Origin of the sequence: Allobosea sp. Leaf344, assembly GCF_001426225.1 — a bacterium.
Taxonomy (GTDB): domain Bacteria; phylum Pseudomonadota; class Alphaproteobacteria; order Rhizobiales; family Beijerinckiaceae; genus Allobosea.
The window spans coordinates 830,151-850,280 of sequence record NZ_LMRT01000014.1 but is presented as its reverse complement, the minus strand read 5'-3'; the positions used below and the strand labels follow the sequence as shown (position 1 = coordinate 850,280).

The window sequence follows — 20,130 nt, the reverse complement described above, 5'->3', positions numbered from 1 at the left end:
CCGCGGCCTCATGATGGCGGCGCTGCGCGAAGCCTTGCGTGCGCGGCATCGGGTCGGCGGGCGTGGCGGAATTGGTAGACGCACTGGTTTTAGGTACCAGCGGCTGATGTCGTGGGGGTTCGAGTCCCTCCGCCCGCACCAGTACGAGCTTTCGCGAGCGCGGCGGCGGGCACCCGGCGTCGCGCTTTGGATATTGAAGTAACACGAGCTGTTGGCGGATCAGAACGATGAACGTGACCGAAACCCTCTCGCAGGGCCTCAAGCGCGAATTTCAGGTGGTGCTGAACGCCACCGACCTGAAGACCAGGCTCGATGACGGCCTCCAGGGTCTGCAGGGCAAGGCGCGGATCAACGGCTTCCGCCCGGGCAAGGTGCCGGTCGAGCATCTGCGCCGGCTCTATGGCCGCTCGGTCATGGCCGATGTCGTGCAGAACGCGGTCAACGAGGCCAACCAGAAGATCGTCGCCGATAACGGGCTGAAGCTGGCTTTCGAGCCGCAGATCAAGTTCCCCGAGAACAAGGACGAGATCGAGGCCGCGATGGAGGCCAAGGGCGATCTCGCCTTCACGGTGGCGCTCGAAGTCCTGCCCAAGATCGAGCTCGCCGATATTTCCGACGTCTCGCTGAGCAAGCCCGTCGCCGACGTGCCGGATGCCGATGTCGACGCGGCGCTGGAGCGCATGGCCGGCCAGAACCGCAGCTTCAGCGACAAGGGCGAGGGCGCCACCGCCGTCTCCGGCGACCGGCTGATGATCTCCTTCGTCGGCACGCTGGAAGGCAAGCCCTTCGACGGTGGCACCGGCGAGGGCATCCCGCTCGATCTCGGCGCTGGCCAGTTCATCCCTGGTTTCGAGGAGCAGCTGGAAGGCGCGAAGGCGGGCGAGACCCGCACCGTCAAGGTGACCTTCCCCGAGAACTATACGGCGACGCATCTCGCCGGGAAGCCGGCCGAGTTCGAGGTCACGGTGACCGAGGTCCAGGCGCCGGAGCCCGTCAAGATCGACGACGAGCTGGCGAAATCCTTCGGCATGGAGTCGCTGGACGCGCTGAAGAGCGCCATCCGCGAGCAGATCGGCCGCGATTTCGCCACCCAGTCGCGCCGCAAGCTGAAGAAGAGCCTGCTCGACGCGCTGGACGGCAAATACACCTTCGAGCTGCCGCCGACCCTGGTCGAGCAGGAGTTCGCCAGCGTCTGGAGCCATGTCGAAGCCGACATGAAGGACGCCAAGAAGAGCTTCGAGGACGAAGGCACCACCGAGGATGCCGCCCGCGCCGATTACCGCAAGATCGCCGAGCGCCGCGTCCGTCTCGGGCTGGTGCTGGCCGAGATCGGCGAGCAGGCCAAGGTGCAGATCTCGGATGACGAAGTGACGCAGGCCCTGGTCGAGCGCGCCCGCCAGTTCCCCGGCCAGGAGAAGCAGGTCTGGGAGTTCTACCGCAAGAACCCGCAGGCGCTGGCCGAGATCCGCGCGCCGATCTTCGAGGAGAAGGTCGTCGATCACCTGCTGACACAGGTGAAGATCGAGGAGCAGACGGTCTCCCGCGAGGCGCTCTACGCCGATGACGACGCAGAAATCGCCGCTTCCGAGGAGAAGCCGAAGAAGGCGGCCAAGAAGTCCAAGAAGGCCGAGGAGAAGGCCGAGGACGCTTCGGCCTGATTCCCGGAAACCTTATTCCGAACATTCCGCCGTCGGGTCAGCGACCCGGCGGCGTTTCTCTTTTCAGCCGCCATTGACGTGCTTATGTGGTTGCATTCCACGACACTGATTCTCTGCCGGCACCGGCTCCGACCATCCGAGGACTGATTTTCATGCGCGATCCGATCGAGACCTATAACAATCTCGTCCCGATGGTGGTCGAGCAGTCGAGCCGCGGCGAGCGCGCCTTCGACATCTATTCCCGCCTGCTGCGCGAGCGAATCATCTTCCTGACCGGTCCGGTCGAGGATTATTCGGCGTCGCTGATCGTGGCGCAGCTGCTCTTCCTCGAGGCCGAGAACCCGAAGAAGGAGATCTCCTTCTACATCAATTCGCCGGGCGGCGTGGTCACCTCCGGCATGTCGATCTACGACACGATGCAGTTCATCCGCTGCCCGGTGACGACGCTCTGCGTCGGCCAGGCCGCCTCGATGGGCTCGCTGCTGCTGACGGCCGGCGCCAAGGACATGCGCTTCGCCTTGCCGAATGCGCGGATCATGGTCCACCAGCCCTCCGGCGGATTCCAGGGCCAGGTCACCGATATCCTGATCCATGCGCGCGAGGTCGAGAGCCTGAAGCGCCGCCTGAACGAGATCTATGTGAAGCATACCGGCCGCTCCTATGCCGAGATCGAGCAGGCGCTGGAGCGCGACAACTTCATGACCGCCGAGGCCGCGCGCGATTTCGGCCTGATCGACAAGGTGATCGACAAGCGCCCCGAGGATGCGACGCCCTGAGGGCTGCATACAGAGACTGCGGCCATGCAGCCGAACGGCACGACTTGGCGAAGCGGCTCGCAGGGGCCATATTGCGTGAGAACCGGCCCCATGATTGCATGGGGTGACGGATGAACGGACTGGCGCTCGCAAGCGGTCCGGTTTTGGGTCGCCCTGAAAGCCGCGCGTGTCGGTTCGGGGCATTAACCTAATAATCGTGATCTGGGCGTCTATTGTGACGGAGAGACGACGGTTGCATCTGCCCCCGGCTGGTGTGGTCTCCGGCTCCGAGAATGGAGATGGACGATGAGTAAGGTCAGCGGCGGCGATTCCAAGAGCACGCTCTACTGCTCTTTCTGCGGCAAGAGCCAGCACGAGGTCCGCAAGCTCATTGCGGGCCCCACCGTGTTCATCTGCGACGAATGCGTCGAGCTGTGCATGGACATCATCCGCGAGGAATCCAAATCCGCGCTGGTGAAATCGAAGGACGGGGTGCCGACGCCGCGCGAGATCCGCAAGGTGCTGGACGACTACGTCATCGGCCAGGATCACGCCAAGAAGGTGCTCTCCGTCGCGGTCCACAACCATTACAAGCGGTTGTCGCACGCGACCAAGCACAATGACGTCGAGCTGGCGAAATCCAACATCCTGCTGATCGGGCCGACCGGCTCCGGCAAGACGTTGCTCGCCCAGACGCTGGCCCGCATCCTCGACGTGCCCTTCACCATGGCCGATGCGACGACGCTGACCGAAGCGGGCTATGTCGGCGAGGATGTCGAGAACATCATCCTGAAGCTGCTGCAGGCCTCTGACTACAATGTCGAGCGGGCGCAGCGCGGCATCGTCTATATCGACGAGATCGACAAGATCAGCCGCAAATCCGACAATCCCTCGATCACCCGCGACGTCTCGGGCGAGGGCGTGCAGCAGGCGCTGCTGAAGATCATGGAGGGCACCGTCGCCTCCGTGCCGCCGCAGGGCGGCCGCAAGCATCCGCAGCAGGAATTCCTGCAGGTCGACACCACCAACATCCTGTTCATCTGCGGCGGCGCCTTCGCCGGCCTGGACAAGATCATCTCGGGCCGCGGCAAGGGGACCTCGATCGGCTTCGGCGCCAGCGTCAAGGCTCCGGACGACCGCCGCACCGGGGCGATCTTCCGCGAGGTCGAGCCCGAGGATCTGCTGAAATTCGGCCTGATCCCGGAATTCGTCGGCCGCCTGCCGGTTCTGGCGACGCTCGAGGATCTCGACGAAGCCGCGCTGAAGACCATCCTGACCGAGCCGAAGAACGCGCTGGTGAAGCAGTATCAGCGGCTGTTCGAGATGGAGGACACCGAGCTCACCTTCACCGACGAGGCGGTCAGCCTGATCGCCCGCAAGGCGATCGACCGGAAGACCGGCGCGCGCGGCCTGCGCTCGATCATGGAGGGGATCCTGCTCGAGACGATGTACGAGCTGCCGGGGCTGGAAGGCGTCGAGCAGGTGGTGATCGGGCCCGAGGCGGTGGAATCGAAATCGCGGCCGCTCTTCATCTATTCGGAACGCGAGGACGAGGCGAAATCCGCCTCGGCCTGAGCGGGCCATGCCTCCTCTGCATCACGCGCGCTCCGGCGCGCGTTTTGCTTCCAGGGCCTCGGCCGGCGCGCCGGCGCAGGGTCTCCGTGTGTCGGCCCGCGACAATCAGCCGTGCAAAGCGGCCCTCCGGTTGCTTGAAAGCCGGTTCGGAAGTCTCCACCTTATCGTCACCGGCGAGAGTCGCATGCCTATCCAGGGTGGGATGCGCCGGGGCGGACGGAGCGATGGTCGTTCCGGTTTCGCTTACGTCCGAGAGGCCCGCCCATCCGGGGGGATTCCGGGCGCAACCATGAAGGATTGATTATGACAGGTTCGGCGCCCCGCGCTCCCTTCGTCCCAGGCGAAACCGGTCTCTATCCGGTCCTGCCTCTGCGCGATATCGTCGTATTCCCCCACATGATCGTGCCGCTCTTCGTCGGCCGCGAAAAGTCCATCCGCGCGCTCGAGGAGGTCGTCAAGACCGACGGGCTGATCCTGCTCGCCACCCAGAAGAACGCCGGCGACGATGATCCGGCCGCCAAGGACATCTATGAGATCGGCACGCTGGCGCGCGTGCTGCAGCTGCTGAAGCTGCCGGATTCCACGGTGAAGGTGCTGGTCGAAGGTGTCGGCCGGGCCCGCGCCACCGCCTATGTCGCCGATGACGCGTTCTACCAGGCGGAGGCCGTCGGCCTCGCCGAGGAGGACGGCAAGAAGGTGGAGCTCGAGGCGCTCGGCCGTTCGGTGGTCAGCGAGTTCGAGAGCTATGTGAAGCTCAACAAGAAGATCTCTCCGGAGGTCGTTGCCGCCGTCTCGCAGATCGACGAGCCGTCTAAGCTCGCCGACACCGTCGCCTCGCATCTCGCGGTGAAGATCGCCGATCGCCAGGCGGTGCTGGAGATCACCCATGTCGCGCATCGGCTGGAGAAGGTTCTCTCGCTGATGGAAAGCGAGATGTCGGTGCTGCAGGTGGAGAAGCGCATCCGCTCGCGCGTCAAGCGCCAGATGGAGAAGACCCAGCGCGAATACTACCTCAACGAGCAGATGAAGGCGATCCAGAAGGAGCTGGGCGACGGCGAGGAAGGCCGCGACGAGCTGGCCGAGCTGGAAGAGCGCATCGCCCGCACCAAGCTCTCCAAGGAAGCCCGCGACAAGGCCGTCGCGGAGATGAAGAAGCTGCGCCAGATGTCGCCCATGTCCGCCGAAGCGACGGTGGTGCGCAATTATCTCGACTGGATGCTCGGCATCCCCTGGGGCAAGAAGTCGAAGATCAAGAAGGACCTGCCTGCGGCCCAGGCGGTGCTCGACGACGATCATTTCGGCCTCGACAAGGTCAAGGACCGCATCGTCGAATATCTCGCGGTGCAGCAGCGGGCCAACCGGCTCGCCGGCCCGATCCTCTGCCTGGTCGGCCCTCCGGGCGTCGGCAAGACCTCGCTCGGCAAGTCGATCGCCAAGGCGACCGGCCGTGAGTTCGTGCGCATGTCGCTGGGCGGCGTGCGCGACGAGGCCGAGATCCGCGGTCACCGCCGCACCTATATCGGCTCGATGCCCGGCAAGATCATCCAGTCGATGAAGAAGGCGAAGACGGCCAACCCGCTGATCCTGCTCGACGAGATCGACAAGATGGGCCAGGACTTCCGCGGCGATCCGTCGGCGGCCCTGCTGGAGGTGCTCGATCCCGAGCAGAACAGCACCTTCAACGATCATTACCTCGAGGTCGATTACGACCTGTCGAACGTGATGTTCGTGACCACGGCCAATACGCTGAACATCCCGCCGGCCCTGCTGGACCGGATGGAGGTGATCCGCATCGCCGGCTACACCGAGGATGAGAAGGTCGAGATTTCGCGTCGCCACCTGATCCCGGGTGCGATCAAGAAGCACGGCCTCGATTCCAAGGAATGGTCGATCGACGACGAGGCCTTGATGACGCTGATCCGGCGCTACACCCGCGAGGCCGGCGTCCGCAATCTCGAGCGCGAGCTGTCCAACACGGTCCGCAAGGCCGTGAAGGAGATCGTCCTCACCAAGAAGAAGAAGATCGCGATCACGCCGCCCGTTCTGGAAGAATATCTCGGCCCGCCGAAATTCCGCTATGGCATGGCCGAGACCGAGGATCAGGTGGGCGTCGTGACCGGCCTCGCCTGGACCGAGGTGGGTGGCGAGCTTCTGACGATCGAAGGCGTGATGATGCCCGGCAAGGGCAAGATGACCGTCACCGGCAACCTCAAGGACGTGATGAAGGAATCGATCTCGGCGGCGGCCTCCTATGTCCGCTCGCGCGCCATCGATTTCGGCATCGAGCCGCCCCTGTTCGACCGGCGCGACATCCACGTCCATGTTCCCGAGGGGGCGACCCCGAAGGACGGGCCTTCGGCAGGCATCGCGATGGCGACCACCATCGTCTCGATCCTGACCGGCATCCCGACGCATCGCGATGTCGCCATGACCGGCGAGGTGACGCTGCGGGGCAGGGTGCTGCCGATCGGCGGTCTCAAGGAGAAGCTCTTGGCGGCGCTGCGCGGCGGCATCAAGAAGGTGCTGATCCCGGAAGACAACGCCAAGGATCTGGCGGACCTGCCGAAATCGGTGAAGGACGGCATGGAGATCATCCCGGTTTCGCGCATGGACCAGGTGCTGGAGCACGCTCTGACGCGCCAGCCCGTGCCGATCGCCTGGGAGGAGGACCTCTCGACCCCACGCGCCAAGAGCGAGGACGAAACCATGGGCCTCGTCGCTCACTGACCTCCAGGCATCGTCGACCAACGAGCCGCCGGCCCCCGCCGGCGGCTCTTTTCGTTGATGAACCGCGCCGGCGCGCCGGGAGCCCTGCCTCGCCGCTGGGCGGGTGAGCGTCGGTGAGCCTCTGTGGGCCTGGCAGGATGTGCCGGGGCAGAGGGCCAGTCCAGAGCGGCTTCCGGGACCGCGGGCGGCCGAGCCTGGCGGCGCATGAGCGGAGCCCGCGGGCCCCGCTCTACGGGCTCGCGGCGCTGTCAGGCGGGCCGCTCGAGAGATCGCGACGATGCGCTAGGAGGGTGGCGCAGTGCGCCGCCGCCGCGGAGTGCGATCTCGCCATGCCTGCATTCGATGAAGGAGCCTGTGACTTCGCAGGCGAGGCGCCGCTTTACAAGGCCGCTTGATGGCCGGGCCTGGACCGCTTAAACCCGTGCGGCACTGCAGGGGCGGTTAGCTCAGTCGGTAGAGCATCTCGTTTACACCGAGAGGGTCGGCGGTTCGAGCCCGTCACCGCCCACCAAGTGCCTTCGCCCGCATCGGCCTTCGGCCTGACGGCCCTCGCCGGAAGCCCGCCGCGCCGGCCTTTAGATCCTCCCGCCGATTCGCCGCGCGCCGGCGACCCCTGAACGTCGCGCCCGGCAGAGTGGCGATTTTTTCGACGGAATTGCAGGCTCCGCTCATCATTTCACATCATCTTCATTTAGCGGGCAGCGAGCGCTTGACACTTCCGGCTCAGCGCCATAATCGAAACCCCGCTGAGGGACTGATGTCCCCGGAAGCCCTGCGCGGGCGTAGCTCAGTTGGTTAGAGTGCCGGCCTGTCACGCCGGAGGTCGCGGGTTCGAGCCCCGTCGCCCGCGCCATTCAATTCAGATGCTTATCTCGAAAACCTCGCGCGCCGCTGCATGTTCGCCGGTGTCCGATGCCCGTCGCCTGCCGCGCTCGTCGCTTGATTTCGGCGCGGCCCTCGCAACGATTGGCATCGACGTCTCCGGCATTGCCGATGGGCTGGATGACATGTCTGCCGAAGGTGGTAGCCACCAAGCCCAGCCGTTCCCGCCGGCGATGCGGTGCCGGATGGACGCTGCCTGTACGGAGGGCTGGAGCGATCAGCTGCCGAGCAGAGGCCTGTTCAGGCTGATATCTTCAATGGTGTAGAACTAGCGCACCCGCAGCCGCTCGGCGGCGTCCGCCTGCCGCGGCCCAAGCGAAATTAGCGAGAAACTGCTCGGCGTGCTGCCTGTAGCGCTGGCGGTCGCGCCGGGGCGGCAGGACAGCATGATCCAGCGAGGCCGAGACGGCGGCGGCGAAACAATGTCTCACCACGCCGTTGTCCTCGACGATCCCGGCTGCGGGACGTCCGCTCGGCGCCGATGTGGGCGTTGGTGGCCGGCGAGAGCACGACCTGGCGCCTGCACAAATCTGCGGCGCGAGCCGCCCCCTGACGGTCACCTCCGATCGGCGGCCTTCGATTGATGCTGCCGTGCGATGAGGTTCAGTGCGTTCAGCGTAACCTGCGCCGCGAGCAGCGCCGACATGCCCCCGACATCATGCGGCGGGCTGACGGTGTTGATGTTGACGCCGACGAGGTTGAGCCCGGCACAGGCCTCCAACACGGCGAGGCCCTCGCGGGAGGTCGCCCCGCCCCAGGTCGGCGTGCAGACACCCGGCGCGACGGAGGGGTCGAAGAAATCCATGTCATAGGAGAGATAGACCGGCCGGTCCCCGATATGCGCGCGGATCTCGGCGAAGACCGTCGCGATGCCGCGGTCCAGCAATTCGGCGAGCGGGATCACGTTGTAGCCGAGGCTGCGGCCATATTCGCCGACGCCGGGCAGCATCGTCGTGCCGCGCATGCCGATCTGGTAGGAGCGCGTCGCGTCGACGAGCCCTTCCTCGGCGGCGCGGCCGAAGGCCGTCGCGGTGTTGTAGCCCTCGATCGGATAGGCGTCGGTATGGGCATCGATATGGATGGTGACGAGATCGGGATAGATTTTGTGCAGCGCCCGCATCTCAGGCAGCGCGATCGCGCCGTCGCCGCCGAGCGTCACCGGGACGGCGCGCGTTTCGGCTATGGCACCGACCGCCGCCTCGATCGCGGCATAAGATCCTTCGAGGTCCCCGGGACTGACCCTGGCGTCGCCGACATCAACCACGCCGAGCGCCTCCAGGGGATTGATCCCGTTGAAGAAGTCGAAGGCCCGCAGCAGCAGCGACTGCTCGCGGATTGAGGAGGGCCCGAGCCGCGAGCCGACGCGCTGCGGATGGGTGCCGCAGTCGAAGGGCAGGCCGAGGACGACGGCCTTGGCGTCGCCGATCTCGGTGCGGTGCGGGACGCCCATGAAGGTCTGGGCGAGCGAATACGGCGCCGTGGTCATCGAATATCCTGGGTTCTGGTCGCAGAGACAGGGGCGGGCGGCGTCGGGCCGCCCGCCGGGATCAGGCTCAGGACGCGATGGCGTCCATGTAGCGGGCGAGAATCGTGGCGTAGTGCTGGGCGTACCATTCATTGTCGACGGCGACCTGGCGCGCGAAATTCTCCGGGGAACCGCAGTCGAGCGCTTTCATCTCGGGCGGCACCATCGCTGCGGCTGCCGGGTTGACCGGCCCGTTGCCGACGCGCTTGAACAGTTCGACCTGGCTCTTCGGATCCTGTGCCGACGCGATGAATTTCCAGGCACCGGCCTTGGCCGGGTTGCCCTTCGGCACGATCCAGGCTCCGGGGAACAGGATGCCATCCTCGAAGGTGAACCTGATGTTGTCGCCGACCTCCTTGGCGAGCAGCATCGAGCGCGTGTGCCAGAGGTTGCCCATCACGACCTCCTGGTTCCGAAAGAGCTGCTGGCTCTCCGCGCCAGTGGTCCAGAAGATCGTGTGCGGCTTGATCTCCTTGATCTTGGCCAGCGCCCGGTCGACATCGATCGGGTAGATCTTGTCGCGGCTGACCCCGTCGGCGAGCAAAGCCGCTTCGAGCATGCCCTCGATATTGTTGCGCAAGGTGCGCTTGCCCGGGAAGTCCTTGACGTTCCAGAAATCTATCCAGTTCGTCGGCGCGGGTCCCTTCAGCGCCTTGGTGTCATAGGTCAGCACGAAGGAATAGAGATAGGCGCCCACGCCCCAGTCGGAGCGATGTGCGGCCCGGACCTTGTCCTGCGAGACGATCGACCAGTCGACCTTTTCCAGCAGGTTCTGGCGGCCGAGCTCGATCGACGCCGGCACGGTGCGGTCGCAGACATCCCAGGTCACGGCGCCGCTCTCGACCATCGCCTTGATCTTGCCGGAGCTCGGCCCCGAGCCGTTGATCAGGGCCTTGCCTCCGGGATTGGCGGCATTGAAGGGCTGCGCCCAGATCGCGTCATAGGCCGGCACGGCATCGCCGCCCCAATTGACCACGACGATCTCGCCGGTCTGGGCATGGGCCGGCGTCAGGCGCAGGCTCGCCGGGATCGCTCCCAGCATGGCCAGCGCCTGCAGGAAGCGGCGGCGATGCACGCGCTTGCCCTCGGTCTCCCGGCGCAGGATCGCCAGGCAGTCGTCACGAAATTGCTGATGCTCTCTGGTCATGCCATGTTCCCCTTGTCGTCAGGCTTTTGCGGAGGCGCTGCGCAGCGTCGAGATCGCGACGACTGCGAAGGTGAGGACGATCATCACCGTGCCGAGCGCGGCGATGGCCGGATCGATGTTGTCGGCAAGACCCTCCCAGATCCGGCGGGGCAGGGTGGTGACGGCGCGGCTGGTCACGAACAGCGCAACGATCGTCTCGTCCCAGGAGGTGATGAAGGCGAAGGCGGCGCCGGCAACGATGCCGGCCCGGATCTGCGGCAGCACGACCCAGCCCATCGCCTGCCGCGGAGTGGCGCCGAGGCTGCGCGCCGCCTGCTCCAGCCGAGGATCGACATTGGCGAGCGCGCCGGCGACCGTCAGGACGACGAAGGGCAGGCCCTTCATCGCATGGATGAGGATCAGTCCGAGATAGGTGTCGAGCAAGCCGAGCGCTGCCCAGGCGCGGTAGAAGGCGACCGCATGCACGATCGGCGGCACGATGATCGGCGCCAGCAGCAGCAGGCGCAGGCGCCGTGCGAGCGGCGCGCCCAGGCGCCAGGCCCCCACCGCGAAGGCGACTCCCAGCACGGTCGCCAGCACGGTCGCGCCGATGCCGACGACGAGGCTGTCGAGGATGCTCTTAGACCAGCGCCCATCGGTCACCAGACTGCCATAATGGCGAAACGAGATCGACGTCTTCGGCAGCGACAGATAGCGCTCCGGCGTCAGCGAGATCGGGATCACCACCAGGATCGGCAGCAGCAGGAACGCCGCCGCGAGCCAGGCGATGATCCGGTTGAGCGATAGGCCGCTAGGGGCCGAGGGAGTGGCGGGCGCTGCCATGGCTATTTCCTCAGCGCCTGTTCGACATCCATGAAGCGGCTGAGCCACATCACGAGGAGCAGCACGGCGGCGAGCAGCACCGTCGCTAGCATCGCCGCCAGCCCCCAGCGCAAGGTCTCGGAGATCTGCACGCTGATGAATTCGGCGACCATGATGGTGCGCCCGCCACCCAGGATGGCCGGGGTAATGTAGAAACCGAGCGAGAAGATCATCACGATCACGCCCGCCCCGATCAGTCCGGGCAGGCTCAGCGGCAGGAACACCCAGCGAAAGGCCTGGCCCGGCGTGGCACCGAGCGCGCGCGCCGCCGGCACCAGCCGGTCGTCGATGCCACGCAGGCTCGTATAGAGCGGCAGGATCGCATAGGGCAGCATGTAATGGGTCATGCCGATGATGACGCCGAGTTCGTTGCGCACAAGGCTGAGCGGGGTATCGATCATGCCGGTCGAGATCAGGATGGAATTGACCAGCCCCTTGGATTGCAGTAGCGCGACCCAGGCGAATGCACGGATGAGGGCGCTGATCCAGAAGCTCGCGACGACGATTCCCAGCAGGATCTGACGCTCGCGCGGGCCGCATTGCAGCAGGGCATAGGCCACGACATAGCCGATCCCGAGAGCCAGAACCGTGGTGATCGCGCCGATCCTGAGCGTCGTCCAGAGCACGCGCTGCACCGCGCCGTTGCTGGCGAGTTCGGCATAGTTCGCGAGGCCTGGCTTGGGCACGGTGAAGCTCAGCACCAGCACGTTCAGCACGGGAACGAGGTAGAAGACCGCCAGGAACACGCAAGGCGCCAGCAGCATCAACCAGTAGAGCCGCTCGCTTCCGCCGGTGCTGGTGGCGGCGGCCGTGCTCATGACGAGGCCTCGTCGCCACGCACCAGGATCGCGGCGTCCGGCGCCCAGGAGGCGACGATCGCTTCGCCCGCCGTGAAACCGCGCTGCCCCGCCGGCACCGTCGCCAGCAGCGTCTCGCCACCGGCCAGCCTTATCTCGACCTCGATGGAGGAGCCGAGATAGGTGATATCGCCGACATGTCCGCCGACCCGGCAGGGGGCCGCGGTCGTTGCAACCGCGGGCGGCGTCAGCCGGATCTTCTCCGGCCGGAGCGCGGCGACGGCCGCCTGGCCCGCCTGTGCCGCGATCCCGTTGGCGTCGGCCGAGGTGACGAAGCCCGGCACCTCGATCTCGACCTGCCCGCCGCCTGTCGCGGAGATCTTGCCGCGCAGGAAATTGCTCTTGCCGAGGAAGCCCGCCACGAATTCGGTGGCCGGTTTCTCGTAGAGCTCGGCCGGCGGCGCGATCTGCAGGATGCGGCCGTGATCGAGGATGACGATGCGGTCCGACATCGTCAGCGCCTCTTCCTGGTCATGCGTGACATAGATGAAGGTCGAGCCGACCTCGCGATGGATCGAGCGGAACTCCGTCTGGAACTCCTTGCGCAGCGCCTTATCGAGCGCGCTCAGCGGCTCGTCGAGCAGCAGCAGTTCTGGCGCGAAGACGAGCGAGCGGGCGAGCGCGACGCGCTGCTGCTGCCCGCCCGATAATTGGCGGGGATACCGATGCGCGAAGGCCTGGAGCTTGGCCATCGCCAGCGCGGCCAGGATCTTCGGCCGGGCGGCGTCGCCGGTGATGCCGCGAGCCCTCAACGGGAAGGCGACGTTGTCGTAGACGCTGAGATGAGGAAAAAGCGCATAGCCCTGGAAGACCACGCCGAAATTCCGGCGCTCCGGCGACAGTGCCGTCACGTCGCGGCCGTCGAGCAGCAGGCGCCCGCCGCTGGGAGAGACGAAGCCTGCTATGCTCATCAGGATCGTCGTCTTGCCCGAGCCGGACGGCCCGAGCAGGGTGATGAACTCGCCTGCCTTGATCGTCAGATCAGTCGGTTCAAGCGCTATGAAATCGCCATAGCGCTTCTCGACCTTGTCGAGGACGAGCGAGTCTTTCACCGCGTTGGTCCCATTCCTCTTACCGTTCAGGCTTGGAGTGGTCCCGTTTTCGGCGCTGACGTCAAAAAGGAAATGAGTTAAAACCTATAGCTTCAGGCTATAACTTTGGGCGGGGCAGAGTTGGACACGCGGCATCTCGAAGCCTTCCGCGCGGTGATCGAAACGGGATCGATGAGCGCGGCCGCGATCCTGCTGGCCAAGTCGCAACCCGCGGTCAGCAACTTGATCACCCGGCTCGAGGATGAACTCGGAGTATCCCTGTTCGAGCGCAAGAAGGGCAGGCTGCAGGTCACGCCGGAAGCGACCCTGTTCTACGAGGAGGCGCGACGCACGCTCGGTGTGCTGGAACGCACGCGCCAGGTCGCGCGGGATCTCAAGGGCCTGCGCTCGGGCACGCTCTCGCTGGCCAGCCAGCCCGGCCTCGCCACCTATGCCCTGCCGCCGATCATCGCCCGCCTGCTAAAGCGCTGGCCGGAGGGAACGGTGCGCTTCATCACCCGCTCGTCGCCGACCGTGCGCGACCTCGGCCGGATCGAGGCCTTCGACATCGGCTTCGCCGAACATCCGATCGACAGCCCCGCCTCGATCATCGAGACGATAGAGGTCCCCTGCGTCTGCATGGTTCCGGCCTCTCACCGGCTCGCCGCCGAGCCGGTGATCACGCCGGCTCATCTCGACGATGCGCCTTTCATCTCGCTGTATGCGGATCACTTTCTGCACGAGGCGGTCGAACGCGCCTTCGCCGAGCAGAACGCCCGACTACGCATGGCGGTGCATGTCGAGTTCTTCGGGACCGCCTGCGCCTTGGTGATGGAGGGAGTGGGGGTGACGATCGTCGACGTCGTCACCAGCCTGCATTTTAGGAAGATGGGGTTGGTGGCGAGGCCCTTCGCACCACGCCTGTCCTATCGCTACGCGATGTTCCAGCCGGCGCCCCGGCCGCTGTCGCGCATCGGGCGTGACTTCGTCGACGCCTTCCTCGAGCACAATGCCGCGCTGATCCGCGAAAACAGCCCGTATGGCGATTGATGCGGGGGCGTCCGCCCCCGATATCCGCCAGCAGACGACATCGACCGCCGAGCGGGATCGATCCGACGAAGCGCCCGCCTATCCGAGCCCCTGGCTGGCCAGCGCGAAGGGCTTTGCCGGGCCGGTGGGGCTCGCCTGCCTGGCCTGGCGGCGCATGGCGATGCCGCCGCCGACGCCGACAAGGCCGCGAGCCGCCAGCCAGGGCGAGAGCACGTCCCATTCCGGCGTATCCACCCGCAGGAAATCGCCCGCGCTCGCGCCGATCAGGGCGCTCAGCAGGCAGCGCGCCTGGTCCGGGCTTGCCGCGACGACCGGGCCGATGACCTCGCCGCGGCCGAAGCGGCGCAGCACCCCGTAACCAGCGATGCGGCCGGCCTCCCTGAGCAGAAAGACCCGCCCCACTTGCGCCAGCAGCCGCAGCAGCGGGCGGCGATCGAGACCGAGCGCCTGCGCGTCGAGCGCGGCCAAGGCGGGCAGGGCCTCGCTGCCGGCCCAATCCAGCGCCATCCCGTCCGGCAGCGCCGGCTCCGGCAACGCGGTGGGCACGCCCTGGTGCTGCCTGATCTCATGCGTCGGCCGGAAGCCGAGCTTCTCGTACAGCGGCAGCCCCGCCGCCGTCGCCGTGAGGCGGCATTCACGCCGGCCGGCATGGCGCAGCGCCGTATCCATCAACTGACGGCCGAGCCCGCGCCCGCGCATCGCGCCCGCCACGATCACCATGCTGATCGCCGCATGGTCGTTGCCGAAGGGGGTCAGTATCGCCGTGCCGACCACGGTCGCGCCATCCAGCGCGACGAAGCCCTGGCCGAGGGCCAGCAGCATTGCCCACTCCTCGCGCCGATGCGGCCAGCCCGCCTCCTGCGACAGACGAAGCGCGCCGTCGAGATGGCTGTCGTCGAAGGCGACGAGTGCGATCCCGTCCTGCTGCATCTCGCTCCCCCCACTACCCGCGCTCGAAAATATGGACGCGGGCGCGGTGGCTCGCCAGCGCCAGCGCTCCGTCCGGCCGCAGCCACAGGCAGGGGCGGTGGCGCCAGGGGCCATGGCCGAGATCGGCGAGCGCCCGCGCGCCCGGCAGCGGCGTCAGCCTTGTCTCCCGGCCGATCGTGCCGGCCCAGGGCATCAGCGCGCCGCCGTCGCCGCGGATGGTCAGCACGACGCCGGTGCCGCGCTCGCGCCAGCTTCCCGTCAGGCGGGCGTCCAGCGGCGTGTCGGGCGCGACCGGCACGAGCCTGCGCGCGCGGCCGCCGATGCGGCCCTCGAGCGCGCCGTCGCGGCCCGGGCGCAGGTGAAGCGCGAGATAGGCGGGCAGGCTGCGCCAGCCGCCCCCCTCGGCCGCGACCAGCCTCTCATAGCCGCCCATCACGCTGATCGTGCCCGGCGAGAGCTCGGCCCAGAACGGCCCCGCCTCCTCGGCGAAGAGCCCTGTCGGAGCGTCCTCGGCGGTCTGCGGAAGCGTCTCGCCGAGCAGCGCCGCCAGCACCGTCAGCGCCGGCAAATGCGCGTCCTCCTCGCGGTTGCTCACCAGCACCACGCCGACGCCGGCCTCGGGCGCCAGCAGCATGTGGTTGCGATAGCCGGGCAAAGAGCCGCCATGGCCGAGCAGCGCGGTTTGCCCGAGCCGCGCCGCGACCAGCCCGAGGCGATAGGCGCTGTCGCTGCCGTCGGCGAACACCCGCGGGGCGGCGAGCCGTGGCAGCAGCCCGGCGAGCGGGCCGTCTTCCGCCAGCAGCGCCATGCACCAGCGGGCGAGCCCGGCCGCGCTGCCGGCGATCCCGCCGGAGGCCGAGAAATGGAAGCCGTAGCGGCCGCGCCGCCAGATCTCGCCATCCTGCCAATAACCCGTCGCGAGGCCCGGCACGGTCTGCGATTCATCGGCGCAGAAGCGGATGGAGGGATCGACCGTTCCGGCCAGCCGCGCCACCAGCTGCGCATAGTCCTGGCCGCTGCAACGCTCGATCACCGCCTGGGCGAGGCGCCAGCCTGTGTTGGAATAGGCCATCTCCTCGCCGGGCGCGCCGTTGAGCCCCGGCAGGCGGCGCAGCACCGTGCCGATCTCGGCGCAGGTGAGGGTGGCGGTGAAGGGCACGCCCTGCTGCCAGAGCACCTCCATCATGTCCGGGAGCGCGCCCGACATGTCGAGCGCGCGGCCGAGCGGCACGGCGGCGATCGCCGCGGGCAGATCCTCCAGCCAGCTGCCGAGCGGGCGGTCGAGCGCCAGGCCGGCCTGGAGCAGGGCGACGGCCAGAATATGCTTGCTGATCGAGGCGTAGCGCGTCGGCGTGTCGGGGGTGAAGGCGACCCGGTGCGTCATGCTGGCGAAGCCGCCGCCGACGCTCGCGCGGATCCCGTCCCGGTCGAACAGCAGGATCGCGCCGCCGGGCCCGGCCTGCGCCTGCCAGCCCTGCGCGAGCGCCGTCGCCGCAGCCTTGGCCGCCGCCCAGTCGAGCATGATGTCCTCCTGGTCCGGCCGGTCAGGTCCGGCGCGATTGCGATTGCGGGTCGAGAATATCCCGCATGCCGTCGCCGAGCAGATTGAGGCCGAGCACGGTCATGAAGATCGCGAGACCGGGGAAGATCGAAATCCAGGGCGCGGTGGTGATCTGGTCGCGCGCGTCGGAGAGCATGCTGCCCCAGCTCGGGAAGGGCGGGCGGATGCCCAGCCCGAGGAAGGAGAGCGAGGCTTCCGCCAGCACGGCGCCGCCCATGCCGAGCGTGCCGATGACGATGATCGGCCCGGCGATGTTGGGCAGGATCTGCGTCAGCATGATGCGGATATTGCCGTAGCCGAGGGCACGCGCCGCTTCGACATAGCCCTGCGACTTGACCGAAAGGGTGGCGGCGCGGGTCAGCCGGCAGGTGAAGGACCAGTTCGTCAGGCCGAGCGCGATCAGCAGGCTGGTGAGGCCAGGCGTCAGGATCGCCATGATCGCCAAAGCGAAGATCAGCGAGGGGATGGCGAGCATCAGATTGGTCAGGCCGTTCACCACATCGTCCCACCAGCCGCCCCAATAGGCGGCCGAGAGGCCGAGGCAGACGCCGATGACGGTGTTGATCAGCTGGGAGACGATGCCGACGGTCAGCGAGATGCGCGCGCCGTAGAGGACGCGGCTGTAGATGTCGCGGCCCTGCGCATCGGTGCCGAACCAGAATTCGGCGCCGGGCGGGACTTCGGCATTCATCAGATTGGCGTCCATGACCGGATCGGTATGGGCGAGCCAGGGCGCGAGCGCCCCGCCGATGACGACGATGGCGAAGAGGCCGGTGCCGATCCAGAGATTTGCGCGGAACTTCATCACTCGCCCTAGCTGTAGGAGATGCGCGGATCGATCATCGCGCAGAGCACGTCGACGATGATGTTCACGACGAGGAAGAACAGGACGATCACCAGGATGCAGCCCTGGACGACCGGAATGTCGCGCAGCGAGACGCTGTCGACCAGGAGCGAGCCGAGGCCCGGCCAGGCGAAGAGCTTCTCGATGACGACGGCCTGGCCGATCACCGACCCGAATTGCAGGCCGAGCGTGGTTAGCACGATCACCATCGCGTTGCGGGCGACGTGCCAGCGCATCACCCGGATTTCGCCGGCGCCCTTGGCCCGGGCGGTGCGGATGAAATCGGCATGCATCACCTCCAGCACCGCGGCGCGCGAGGTCCGTGCCAGCAGCGCGAGCGGCGCCACGCCGAGCGCCACGGCCGGCAGCACGATGTAGCGCAGATCGCCATCGCCATAGCCGAAGCTCGGGAACCAGCCGAGGGAGAGGGCGAAGCCGTACATCAGCAGCAGGCCTAGCCAGAATTTCGGCAGCGACAGACCGGAGACGGCGATGATCATCGACAGCGTGTCGAGCCAGCTGCCGGGCTTCAGCGCCGCGAGGAAGCCGAGCGGCACGCCGATCAGCATGGCGAAGAGCATCGCCGCGATGGCGAGCTGCAGGCTCGGCCAGAGCCGCTCCGACAGCGAATGCGTCACCGGCTGGCGGGTGCGGTAGGAGGTGCCGAGATCGAGCGTGACGAGATTGCCGATATATTTCGCGAAGCGCAGCGGCAGCGGGTCGTCCAGGCCGAATTGCGTGTTCATGCGCGCCACCTGCTCGGCATCCATGACGCTGCGGCCATCCGACATCTGCGTGGTGGCGAAGCTGCCGGGGATGACGCTGAACAGCAGGAAGATCAGCGCCGCGACCGCGAACAGGATCGGGACCGCCTGCAACAGCCGGCGAAAGACGAAGGGCAGCATGCGACACTCCGGGCTGCGGGCGCGGGGAAGGGGGCGCCCGGCCGGCGAGCCGAGGCGCCCCGGCCGAGGCGCGGCGCGAGCCGCCTTCCCTGGAGCCCGGCTNNCAGGGCGTGACGGATCCTGCCGTCACGCCCCGCGGCTCATTTGGCGGGGGAGGAGGCGTCGACCCAGAGGTCCTCGTAGTATTGCAGCGCGAGTTCGGTCGCGTTGGGCTGCAGGCCGCGCAGCCAGGGCTGATAGGCCATCACCGCCTTGTTGTAGTTGAAGAACCAGACTGGCGCGTCGTCATAGACGATCGCGTTCGCCTTCTTCACGAGATCGAGGCGCTTGGCGGCGTCGGCCGTCTTGCCGGCCTCGTCGAGCAGCTTGTCGACCTCGGGGTTCTTGTAGGTGGTGTAGTTGCAGGCGCTCTGCGGCGTCGCGGAGTGGAAGCACTTCATCGCGGTCAGCGGGTCGGGGCCGGAGGTGTTGGACCAGATATAGGCCTGGTAGTCACCCTTGGCGACGATGCCGCCGAGCGCCGAACCCTCGACCGGCTTGGCCTTCACCTTGATGCCGACCTTGGCCAGCATCGGGATGGTCGCCTCGACGATCGGCATACCCCAGCTCTCATTCGGGGACGCGGTCCATTCGAACTCGAAACCGTCGGGATAGCCGGCCTCGGTCAAGAGCTTCTTCGCCTTCTCGGGATTGAAGTCGTAGGGCTTCATGTCCTTGTCATAGGCGGGGGAGGACAGCGGCAGCCAGCCGGTGGCGCGATAGGCCTTGTCGCGCACCAGCCGCTTGATGATCAGCTCGGCATCGATGGCGTGGTTGATCGCCTGGCGGACGCGCTTGTCGGCGAAAGGCTTGTGGTTCGGGTTCATGCCCATGTTGCGGGTGAACACCTCGGCCACTTCGAGAATGCCCTTGGACAGGTTCGGATCGGCCTTGTAGGCGACATATTGCGTCGGGCCGAGGATCGAGACGTCGATCTCCTTGTTGCGGAAGGCGACGTCGCGCGCCGCGGCCTCGCCCATGGGCGAGATGATCAGCTTGTCGGCATAGGGTTTGCCGGCCTGGTAGAACTTCTCCCAGCGCTCGAACACCATGCGCGAACCCGGCACGTGCTCGACGAATTTGAACGGGCCGAGGCCGATCGGCTTGTTGAAGAAGTCCGGCGCCTGCGCCTCCTTGGCCGGGTAGATCGAGGTGGTCGCCGCGTGGAACAGGAAGCCTGGCTCGGTGCGCTCGTTGAAGGTCATCTCGACGGTGTGGTCGTCGATCTTCTTCAGGCCCGAGATCTCCTTGGCGCCGTTCTTCTCGACGTCGACGGCGCCCTTGATCAGCCGGACATAGCGCGCGGCGGGATAGCTCTTGGTGCCGTCCATGATGCGGGTCAGCGACCAGATCACGTCATCGGCCACCATCTTGCGGCCATTATGGAAGAGCGCGTCGTCGCGCAGCTTGAAGGTGTGGACCAGCCCGTCCCCGGAGACCGTGACGCTGGTGAACAGCTCGGGCACCGGCTTGTTGCTGGCGGAATCCCATTTGTAGAGGGTGCGATGCAGCGCCTTGCCATAGATGTCGTCCTGGATCTGGTTCGACACATGGCTGTCATTGCTGACGAAGGATGCGGCATAAGGCGCCGTGAAGCGGATGGTGCCGCCGCGACGCGGCTCCTGCGCCTGCGCGACCCCCTGCACGGCGAAGGCCGCGATGGTCAGTGCGGTGGTGAAAGCCAGTTTCTTGAACACGGTCGTTCTCCCGTAGCGTGCCGTCCCCAATCCCCCGCTCATCGGAGGATCCGCGACCTCATTTTTGTCTTATTGCGATGAGCCTA

General features: G+C 66.8%; 15 protein-coding genes and 3 tRNA genes. 8 read left to right on the top strand and 10 right to left on the bottom strand.

What is annotated here, in order from left to right:
- Positions 1 to 56 precede the first annotated feature (56 nt).
- The 7 genes from ASG72_RS15815 to ASG72_RS15785 all read left to right on the top strand — a co-directional run bounded on the left by ASG72_RS15815 (position 57) and on the right by ASG72_RS15785 (position 7,568).
- Positions 57 to 141: transfer RNA gene (locus ASG72_RS15815), tRNA-Leu, on the top strand.
- An 86-nt stretch (positions 142 to 227) separates the two neighbouring features.
- The gene (gene tig / locus ASG72_RS15810) at positions 228 to 1,658 is read left to right on the top strand and encodes a trigger factor (protein ID WP_056713958.1); all 1,431 of its coding nucleotides are present in this window, start codon (positions 228 to 230) and stop codon (positions 1,656 to 1,658) included.
- Positions 1,659 to 1,810: 152 nt separating this feature from the next.
- A complete protein-coding gene (locus ASG72_RS15805; RefSeq protein ID WP_056713955.1) occupies positions 1,811 to 2,434 on the top strand; it encodes an ATP-dependent Clp protease proteolytic subunit in 624 nt (207 codons plus the stop codon).
- A 285-nt stretch (positions 2,435 to 2,719) separates the two neighbouring features.
- Positions 2,720 to 3,988 (top strand): ATP-dependent Clp protease ATP-binding subunit ClpX, encoded by a 1,269-nt coding sequence (gene clpX, locus ASG72_RS15800; protein ID WP_056713952.1) that lies wholly within the window; start codon positions 2,720 to 2,722, stop codon positions 3,986 to 3,988.
- 303 nt (positions 3,989 to 4,291) lie between these two features.
- On the top strand, positions 4,292 to 6,715 hold the full coding sequence (gene lon, locus ASG72_RS15795) for an endopeptidase La (protein WP_056713948.1): 2,424 nt from the start codon (positions 4,292 to 4,294) through the stop codon (positions 6,713 to 6,715).
- A 435-nt stretch (positions 6,716 to 7,150) separates the two neighbouring features.
- A tRNA-Val gene (locus ASG72_RS15790) sits at positions 7,151 to 7,226 on the top strand.
- 265 nt (positions 7,227 to 7,491) lie between these two features.
- Positions 7,492 to 7,568: transfer RNA gene (locus ASG72_RS15785), tRNA-Asp, on the top strand.
- A gap of 585 nt (positions 7,569 to 8,153) precedes the next feature.
- Here ASG72_RS15785 and ASG72_RS15780 read toward each other — a convergent pair.
- The 5 genes from ASG72_RS15780 to ASG72_RS15760 form a co-directional block, all read right to left on the bottom strand.
- Positions 8,154 to 9,083, bottom strand: a complete 930-nt coding sequence (locus ASG72_RS15780; RefSeq protein WP_056713946.1) for an arginase family protein — start codon at positions 9,081 to 9,083, stop codon at positions 8,154 to 8,156.
- Positions 9,084 to 9,150: 67 nt separating this feature from the next.
- Positions 9,151 to 10,269: an ABC transporter substrate-binding protein gene (locus tag ASG72_RS15775; protein ID WP_056713942.1), complete on the bottom strand. Its 1,119-nt coding sequence runs from the start codon at positions 10,267 to 10,269 to the stop codon at positions 9,151 to 9,153.
- Between the two features lie 18 nt (positions 10,270 to 10,287).
- Complete coding sequence (locus tag ASG72_RS15770; protein ID WP_056713939.1) at positions 10,288 to 11,091, bottom strand: ABC transporter permease; 804 nt, start codon at positions 11,089 to 11,091, stop codon at positions 10,288 to 10,290.
- A gap of 2 nt (positions 11,092 to 11,093) precedes the next feature.
- Complete coding sequence (locus tag ASG72_RS15765) at positions 11,094 to 11,948, bottom strand: ABC transporter permease (protein WP_056713937.1); 855 nt, start codon at positions 11,946 to 11,948, stop codon at positions 11,094 to 11,096.
- On the bottom strand, positions 11,945 to 13,039 hold the full coding sequence (locus tag ASG72_RS15760; RefSeq protein ID WP_056713933.1) for an ABC transporter ATP-binding protein: 1,095 nt from the start codon (positions 13,037 to 13,039) through the stop codon (positions 11,945 to 11,947). The genes ASG72_RS15765 and ASG72_RS15760 overlap by 4 nt, the downstream gene beginning before the upstream one ends.
- A gap of 120 nt (positions 13,040 to 13,159) precedes the next feature.
- Here ASG72_RS15760 and ASG72_RS15755 point away from each other — a divergent pair, with 120 nt between their 5' ends.
- Entirely contained in the window at positions 13,160 to 14,068 is a 909-nt protein-coding gene (locus tag ASG72_RS15755; protein ID WP_056713929.1) for a LysR substrate-binding domain-containing protein, read from the top strand.
- Between the two features lie 78 nt (positions 14,069 to 14,146).
- On the opposite strand, the gene ASG72_RS15750 is transcribed toward ASG72_RS15755, so the two are convergent.
- The 5 genes from ASG72_RS15750 to ASG72_RS15730 all read right to left on the bottom strand — a co-directional run bounded on the left by ASG72_RS15750 (position 14,147) and on the right by ASG72_RS15730 (position 20,032).
- On the bottom strand, positions 14,147 to 14,998 hold the full coding sequence (locus ASG72_RS15750; protein ID WP_056713925.1) for a GNAT family N-acetyltransferase: 852 nt from the start codon (positions 14,996 to 14,998) through the stop codon (positions 14,147 to 14,149).
- A 13-nt stretch (positions 14,999 to 15,011) separates the two neighbouring features.
- The gene (locus ASG72_RS15745; RefSeq protein ID WP_056713923.1) at positions 15,012 to 16,520 is read right to left on the bottom strand and encodes a serine hydrolase domain-containing protein; all 1,509 of its coding nucleotides are present in this window, start codon (positions 16,518 to 16,520) and stop codon (positions 15,012 to 15,014) included.
- A gap of 22 nt (positions 16,521 to 16,542) precedes the next feature.
- A complete protein-coding gene (locus ASG72_RS15740; RefSeq protein ID WP_056713920.1) occupies positions 16,543 to 17,364 on the bottom strand; it encodes an ABC transporter permease in 822 nt (273 codons plus the stop codon).
- An 8-nt stretch (positions 17,365 to 17,372) separates the two neighbouring features.
- Positions 17,373 to 18,308 (bottom strand): ABC transporter permease, encoded by a 936-nt coding sequence (locus ASG72_RS15735; protein ID WP_056713917.1) that lies wholly within the window; start codon positions 18,306 to 18,308, stop codon positions 17,373 to 17,375.
- A gap of 140 nt (positions 18,309 to 18,448) precedes the next feature.
- On the bottom strand, positions 18,449 to 20,032 hold the full coding sequence (locus ASG72_RS15730) for an ABC transporter substrate-binding protein (RefSeq protein WP_244488847.1): 1,584 nt from the start codon (positions 20,030 to 20,032) through the stop codon (positions 18,449 to 18,451).
- Positions 20,033 to 20,130 lie beyond the last annotated feature (98 nt).